The organism is Aquabacterium sp. A3, assembly GCF_038069945.1.
Classification (GTDB): domain Bacteria; phylum Pseudomonadota; class Gammaproteobacteria; order Burkholderiales; family Burkholderiaceae_C; genus Aquabacterium.
Genome location: NZ_JBBPEV010000009.1, coordinates 1 through 7,596, shown reverse-complemented (window position 1 = coordinate 7,596; position 7,596 = coordinate 1). Strand labels below are relative to the sequence as shown.

The window sequence follows — 7,596 nt, the reverse complement described above, 5'->3', positions numbered from 1 at the left end:
AGATCGTCGTAATGCGCAAACCTTCCACTCCGCGCCCCAGCCTAACTGTCAGGTCAACGCGGACGCAACCAAGGGCCATGCCTTCGGCATTTTCATGGCCCTTGGTTGTGCCCTCCGCCCTGGCGGGCTCCGGCGCCGGTTACCTTGGTAGTTAGGCCTCATGATCTTCGCCGTCGAAACAGAAGAGCGCACTCTCATGACATTCTTGAGCGAGGCGGAGGCTGTCGCCTATTGCGAAGGTTTGGACGTAGAAGCCGCCGTCTGGCTATTTTGGAATGACCGTGGCGACCCGCTCGAGCCCAGGTTCTCTGTTCCGAACAAACACGGCCTGTTCGTGGTCCGTAATGGGGTCTACTCGCTCGTTTCTGCCGCCCCCGACCACCATGCCATCTTGGACGAGGCTATCGATGAAGTTCTGACCTTTGTGGGCCCAGATCCTTTCAATTCAGCTGAGGGCATTCGAGCCTACATCCGGAGAGCGCGCGCTGCCTGAGCATTCGACAGTACGTACGCTGAGGCCTAAACTCGTGGAATGAGATGTGAAGCACAACACCCAGAAAGCTAGCATTCGTACTATGCAAACCTTCCACTCCGCGCCCCAGCCTAACTGTCAGGTCAACGCGGACGCAACCAAGGGCCATGCCTTCGGCATTCTCATGGCCCTTGGTTGTGCCCTCCGCCCTCACGGGCTCCGGCGCCGGTTACCTTGGTAGTTAGGCCGACTACGCTCAGGCGATATCCAAGATGACGAAATTTGATTGACTTACAGCAGTGCTAGATGAATTCCATCAGCAGCTTGGGAACGAACAACACGAGTTCATCGTTCGCCTCAACGAGAGCTGGGAAAACGCGAAACGGGACTATGTGCTTGCCCTGGAGGCTGGCGTCGTTACAAAATCTGCAATCGCATCAGGCATTGAACAAGGCATTCGCGAGACTCCGCTGCTACTACGAGTGCTTCCTGAACATATCCGAAGCTTCGCCAATCAAGCACTCTCATCGGCGCTTCAACGACACGCGCCAGATTTGCAAGCTAAGGAGCTAGAGAGACTTCGAAAGATCATTTCACGAGGCAAGATCAAGGGTGAGTCAGAGTACTACCTTGTTAGGCATCACATCGACGCACTAGAAGGCACGCCTAGCGAATCCGCTCTACTTTCTGCTTTGTATGAACTCGAAGATGCATTCCAGTCAAAATAATCCTGGCGCGGATTGACACGTGAAGTGCAACACTCAAAACTGCAGGTAGGTGTGATGCAAAAACCTTCCACTCCGCGCCCCAGCCTAACTGTCAGGTCAACGCGGACGCAACCAAGGGCCATGCCTTCGGCATTCTCATGGCCCTTGGTTGTACCCTCCGCCCTGGCGGGCTCCGGCGCCGGTTACCTTGGTAGTTAGGCCTTCGTTTCCGGAGCTCTCTGGAAATCGAATGAGCAGTATTCGGAAGGCTCTGGAAACCTGGTTTGGCCTCCACTGCCTTGCACTTTTGAACGGTTTCAACGCGCGCCGAACCTGCAGCACGGCACGCATGGGGTCTTACTTTCGCCGCTCTGGTTGGCCGTCTGTCCTTCGGCAGCCTGCTCGCCCATCAGCGGCGCCCAAGTGCCACATGCCATCGGCCTTGTGGGCTGCCTGTCCTGCGGCAGTCAGCTCAACATCCAGGGGCGTCAAAGTGCCATTCGCCATCAGCCTTTTGGCTCAACAACATCGGTGGTCTTCCACCAGGCCGGGGCGTCTGGCACACTGCTCTCAAACATCAAAGGGAGCGTCTGTGCAGCATCACTGTTCATCGAACCATGGCACGTTTGCCGTGTGCTCCACGCCCTCTCCTTCGCGCCCCAGCCTAACTGTCAGGTCAACGCGGACGCAACCAAGGGCCATGCCTTCGGCATTTTCACGGCCCTTGGTTGTGCCCTCCGCCCTAGCGGGCTACGGCGCCGGTTACCTTGGTAGTTAGGCTCTCTTCGAACAGCCGCAAAAAACATACGCAAGTTTTATGAACCACAAACTTGTCGCTGCATTTGCATCTACCGCAATTTTGCTTGGCTGCTCAAGCCGTACGTCTTTTAGCGACCACCTTCAACAGCTCGCGGCACAGCGGGTGGGAGGCTCTATCCAGCTTGACTCCGCCGTCGCAGCCGCTTGGGACGAGTTCGCAATCTTTGGAGCGTACTTTCCAAAAGAGGAGGCTTGCGAAGTCTTGGGACTCTCCGCCTGGCAGTGCTTCTGGCTTCCCTATGCCAAGCCCGATGACTCATCTCCAAACTTGGCCGTCTTTCTTAACAAGAAGGAAGTCATATTCTCAGCTTTTCTCCCACGGTGTAGAGTGCAAATACGTCCCTATGATCCCAAGCTCATCCGTGCCCCGAGAAGGCAAGGAACCTTCTTGGTTGAAACGGATGCTTCTTGCGAAAAGCCGAACTACCTTCTAAAACAGCAATAGGGAAAAGGCCATCGAGCTTGAGCAATTCAACTACCTTCCACTTCGCGCCCCAGCCTAACTGTCAGGTCAACGCGGACGCAACCAAGGGCCATGCCTTCGGCATTCTCATGGCCCTTGCTTGTACCCTCCGCCCTGAAGGGCTCCGGCGCCGGTTACCTTGGTAGTTAGGCCCTCTGTACCCCCCCACTACACATGCCTCGGGCCTCCAAAACGCAACGTACAAGCTCCGATTCGGCCTCATTAGGCGATCGAATTTCGTCGGCGCTCTTGACCCCTGTGTTCTTCAACATTGGGCTGGTCCTCTTTCTTGCGATGGACTCCAGCTCTTGGCGGTTCGCTACTCACATCCGATCGATTTATGGGAGCAGTGAACTAGCGCCATACGTCATGCTGGCGCTACCCGCCGCAGTCGGCTTTATCGCAGGATCGCGAGGAACATCAAAGATTATGGGGCACGCACTCTGGACCAACCATGAATCGGAGAAAAGTGTACTTGCCACTGCATTGGTTTGGCTCTCGATTACGGCATTGCTCATCTTTGCCCACCGCCTCGAAACACCGTGATTTACCAACAAGGGAAGCACGAATTCCATGCAATCAGGCATAAAAAAACCGCCCTACCGGATCGCACAGATTGACACGTGAAGTGCAACACTCAAAAATGCAGGCAGCCGCACTATCAAAACCTTCCACTCCGCTCCCCAGCCTAACTGTCAGGTCAACGCGGACGCAACCAAGGGCCATGCCTTCGGCATTCTCATGGCCCTTGGTTGTACCCTCCGCCCTGACGGGCTCCGGCGCCGGTTACCTTGGTAGTTAGGCTCCCCGAAAAAGACATTCAGAACAACTATCAAAACCCTCAACAAATCACACCATGACAATTTTTGGCGCCATACTCCCTGCTGCAATAGGTTTGCTGTTTTTACTGAAACCTGAAACCCTTTTTATAGGCAGCAAGGCAACCCCCACCCCGCAGAAGCTAGAATCCATCCGCAAAGCAGGGAAAATGCTTCTATTTGCCGCAACCGGCCTTGCTACTTTGTCAATTATTTCCAATATCTAGACTTCAATTTTCAAAAATCCACCAAAGAGTTTTTTAGTGCGCATATTGACACCTGAAGCGCAATACTTCAATTACAGGAATAATTTATGCAAAAACCTTCCACTCCGCGCCCCAGCCTAACTGTCAGGTCAACGCGGACGCAACCAAGGACCATGCCTTCGGCATTTTCATGGCCCTTGGTTGTATCCTCCGCCCTAAAGGGCTCCGGCGCCGGTTACCTTGGTAGTTAGGCCTTCGTTTCCGAAGCTCTCTGGAAGTCGAATGAGCGGTTTGCGGAAGGCTCTGGAAACCTGGTTTGGCCTCCACTGCCTTACCCTTTTGAACGGTTTCAACGCGCGCCGAACCTGCAGCACCGCACGCATGGGGTCTTACTTTCGCCGCTCAGGCCGGCCGCCTGTCCTTCGGCAGCCTGCTCACCACCGCGCGGCGCCAAAGTGCCACACGCCATCGTCGCAACACAGGGCAAGGTTTGGCGTCGCGGCAAGCCGCCACGCGAACATCCCGCAGTCATGGCTCCGCCATCACTGCCAGGCATCTTCCACGACCCAGGTGGTAGCCAAGCCATCACAGCGTCTGGCACACTGCTCTCAAACATCAAAGGGAGCGTCTATGCAGCATCACTGTTCATCGAACCATGGCACGTTTGCCGTGTGTTCCGCGCCCTCTCCTTCGCGCCCCAGCCTAACTGTCAGGTCAACGCGGACGCAACCAAGGGCCATGCCTTCGGCATTTTCATGGCCCTTGCCTGTACCCTCCGCCCTGGCGGGCTCCGGCGCCGGTTACCTTGGTAGTTAGGCAACTCATCATGCACCGCGCTGGTTGGATAGTCCTAAACTTACTTGGCATGGCCCTTTATCTGGTGGCCACCAAGCCAATCGTCGGGAGTCCGGATGAGGCAGGCCCGGGAGACGGCATCTACTTCGCGTTCGCGGTACTACCCATTCTTCTCTCCTGCCTTATGCTCAATACTTGGGTGCTCTACAAAGCTGCATGGCCTTTGGAGCTAAGAGCAAGCAGTCGAGCGCTCCTGACCTGGATAGCTGTTGGCGTTCTTTGGTTCGTAGTCATGCGCCACGCACAGCAAGTGATCCAATGGGTCAATTAACAGGGAAAGCATGAGCAGTTCCAGTTGCCTAACCATTTGGTCAAGCCGACGCCCACAGCTGCGCTGTGGGTGCCCTCCGCTTCGCTCCGGCGCGGCTTACCGCGAGCGTTAGGCTCTCATGAACACACAAGCAGATTCGTCGGGGCGGGTGAAAAATATTGCGAGGTCAGTGACTTTATTGATCCCATTTTTTTCGCCATGGCTCATAAAGTTTTCGGCAGCCACCAAGTATGATTGGATCTACTACGGAAATTACCATGCACTTATAAGCCTGACATTTATTGCCTGTGGGTTTGCAGCATTTTTTCTTTTTAGGAATAAGGGTAAAATCCTAGGCGCAGGCCTCTTAATTGCCGCCATTTACATCCTAATTGGAGTATTCTTACCAAGCCCACGATGCGAAGAATATTTAATACTTAGAAATTCAAAAAACTTGCCAGCCACAGCCAATCAGTGCAATTGATAAAAATTGCTACCCGAGTGCTTCTGAAAAAATAGAAAACTCAGAGCATGCCAGTTTATAAAACCTTCCACTTCGCGCCACAGCCTAACTGTCAGGTCAACGCGGACGCAACCAAGGGCCATGCCTTCGGCATTTTCATGGCCCTGGTTGTGCCCTCCGCCCTAGCGGGCTCCGGCGCCGGTTACCTTGGTAGTTAGGCCTCAAAGCCCCAGCATGCGAGCAACATATGACCAGGGAACTTTGCTGCCCCCGGTAAACAAAAAATACGAGATCAAGACGAAGCGTAGGTCGCGAGAGATCATTGCCCACAGCCGCTCTCGATCATTACGGAATGAGCCGTACGGGTCTGGTGGCGTTTGCTTCTTTGGCAGCATGTCCATGTCTACAGCGAGTTCACACATAGCCATTTATACGGAGCCACAGCTCCTATTCGTTCAAAATCATTCCACTATGGGCTGTTTCAGAGCATCTCCAGCCAGCAAAAGCAAATAACTCTTTTAAATTCAACAGCTTACAAGCTAGACCAGGTTGCAGAAAATTTTCTCAGGTTGAAGTTGATCTAGTAGTAGTTGCCATCCTTCTTCTCGAAGAAGTCAGCTTTGCGTGGCAGAGAGAGCTGCAAACGGTTGAATGCTGTGGCCGCCGCTGCCTGTCCTGCGGCAGTCACCTCAACATCCAGGGGCGCCAAAGTGCCATTCGCCATCGGCCTTTTGGCCAAACACGCTCGGTGGTCTTCCACCAAGACCGCTCGTCTGGCAGACTCTCTGCAAACATCAAAGGGAGCGTCTGTGCAGCATCACTGTTCATCGAACCACGGCCAGTTTGCCGTGTGCTCCACGCCCTCTCCTTCGCGCCCCAGCCTAACTGTCAGGTCAACGCGGACGCAACCAAGGGCCATGCCTTCGGCATTCTCATGGCCCTTGCTTGTGCCCTCCGCCCTGGCGGGCTCCGGCGCCGGTTACCTTGGTAGTTAGGCCTTCGTTTCCGAAACTCTCTGGAAGTCAAATGAGCGGTTTTCGGAAGGCTCTGGAATTCTGGTTTCGCGGCGTCGGCTAAGGCTTTTTGACAGGTTTCAACGCGCGCCGAATCAGCAGCACGGCCCGCATGGGGTCTTACTTTCGCCGCTCTGGTTGGCTGTCTGTCCTCCGGCAGCCTGCTCACCCATCAGCGGCGCACAAGTGCCACATGCCATCGGCCTTGTGGGCTGCCTGTCCTGCGGCAGTCAGCTCAGCATCGAGGGGCGCCAAAGTGCCATTCGCCATCGGCCTTTTGGCCAAACACGTTCGGTGGTCTTCCACCAAGACCGCGCGTCTGGCAGACTCTCTGCAAACATCAAAGGGAGCGTCTGTGCAGCATCACTGTTCATCGAACCACGGCACGTTGGCCGTGTGCTCCACGCCCTCTACTTCGCGCCACAGCCTAACTGTCAGGTCAACGCGGACGCAACCAAGGGCCATGCCTTCGGCATTTTCATGGCCCTTGGTTGTGCCCTCCGCCCTGGCGGGCTCCAGCGCCGGTTACCTTGGTAGTTAGGCCTCTTCGAAAACGGCACATATCAACAGCACCAGGCACACAAAATAAACCAACCGATTGACAAGAAAAGGAAAACCATGGATTTCAGAATTCCAAGAATATACGTTGCGACTCTACCAATGCTACTCGCCAGCTTTTGCATTGCAGCAGAAACCTATGACGAAGCGGAGCAAAAATCCCTTGGGCACTCAACGAACGCAGCAGAGGTAGAATGGTATGAAACACAAATGCTACCTGCTTTTAGAAAAATACTAGTCTCAGCCACCCCAAACTGCCTCAAAGCTATCGGGGAAGACAGGCCGGCTCGTGTTGATTTTGTTTTCATTGTTCAAGCGGCAGGCACTGTAAGCACAGTTCTTTGGAAAGAAGAGAGTGCATTCTCAAAATGCCTGCAACCTGCCATAGTTTCAGCGAAGTATCCAGAACCCCTCAACAAAAGCTTTTATTTCGGAGTTGGCTTTCGCCTCCCCCCCAAGAGGCCCACTTGATATCCATCAATAAATCAATAGGCATTAAAATTTTGCGCACAACCTCAAAACATCAAAGGGAGCATCTGTGCAGCATCACTATTTATCAAACCACGGCCAGGTTGCTGTGTGCTCCACGCTCTCTACTTCGCGCCCCAGCCTAACTGTCAGGTCAACGCGGACGCAACCAAGGGCCATGCCTTCGGCATTTTCATGGCCCTTGCTTGTGCCCTCCGCCCTCACGGGCTCCGGCGCCGGTTACCTTGGTAGTTAGGCCTAATCTCAAAGACACAAGTAATGGAGAATTTGAATGTACTGTGCGATATGCGGAATAGATACTGGTAATAATTGTGTTCAATGTGGAAGAGCCTTACGCCTAAGCAACGAAGGTAGTGCTGAAAAACAGTCTTCAGAACATCCTTGGCTCTGGAATCCAGATGTCGCAGCTGTTCTCAGTTGGCTATTGTTCACAAGCCTCTTCGGCTCACTGATCCATGCCGCGAATTGGAAACGCCTGGGGCA

At 54.2% G+C, this 7,596-nt stretch carries 3 protein-coding genes; all 3 read left to right on the top strand.

The window, feature by feature from the left end:
• Window positions 1-160: 160 nt before the first annotated feature.
• The gene (locus tag WNB94_RS16965; RefSeq protein ID WP_341391561.1) at window positions 161-493 is read left to right on the top strand and encodes a hypothetical protein; all 333 of its coding nucleotides are present in this window, start codon (window positions 161-163) and stop codon (window positions 491-493) included.
• Window positions 494-771: 278 nt separating this feature from the next.
• Complete coding sequence (locus WNB94_RS16960; RefSeq protein WP_341391560.1) at window positions 772-1,200, top strand: hypothetical protein; 429 nt, start codon at window positions 772-774, stop codon at window positions 1,198-1,200.
• A 5,484-nt stretch (window positions 1,201-6,684) separates the two neighbouring features.
• Window positions 6,685-7,095 (top strand): hypothetical protein, encoded by a 411-nt coding sequence (locus WNB94_RS16955; RefSeq protein WP_341391559.1) that lies wholly within the window; start codon window positions 6,685-6,687, stop codon window positions 7,093-7,095.
• Window positions 7,096-7,596: the final 501 nt, after the last annotated feature.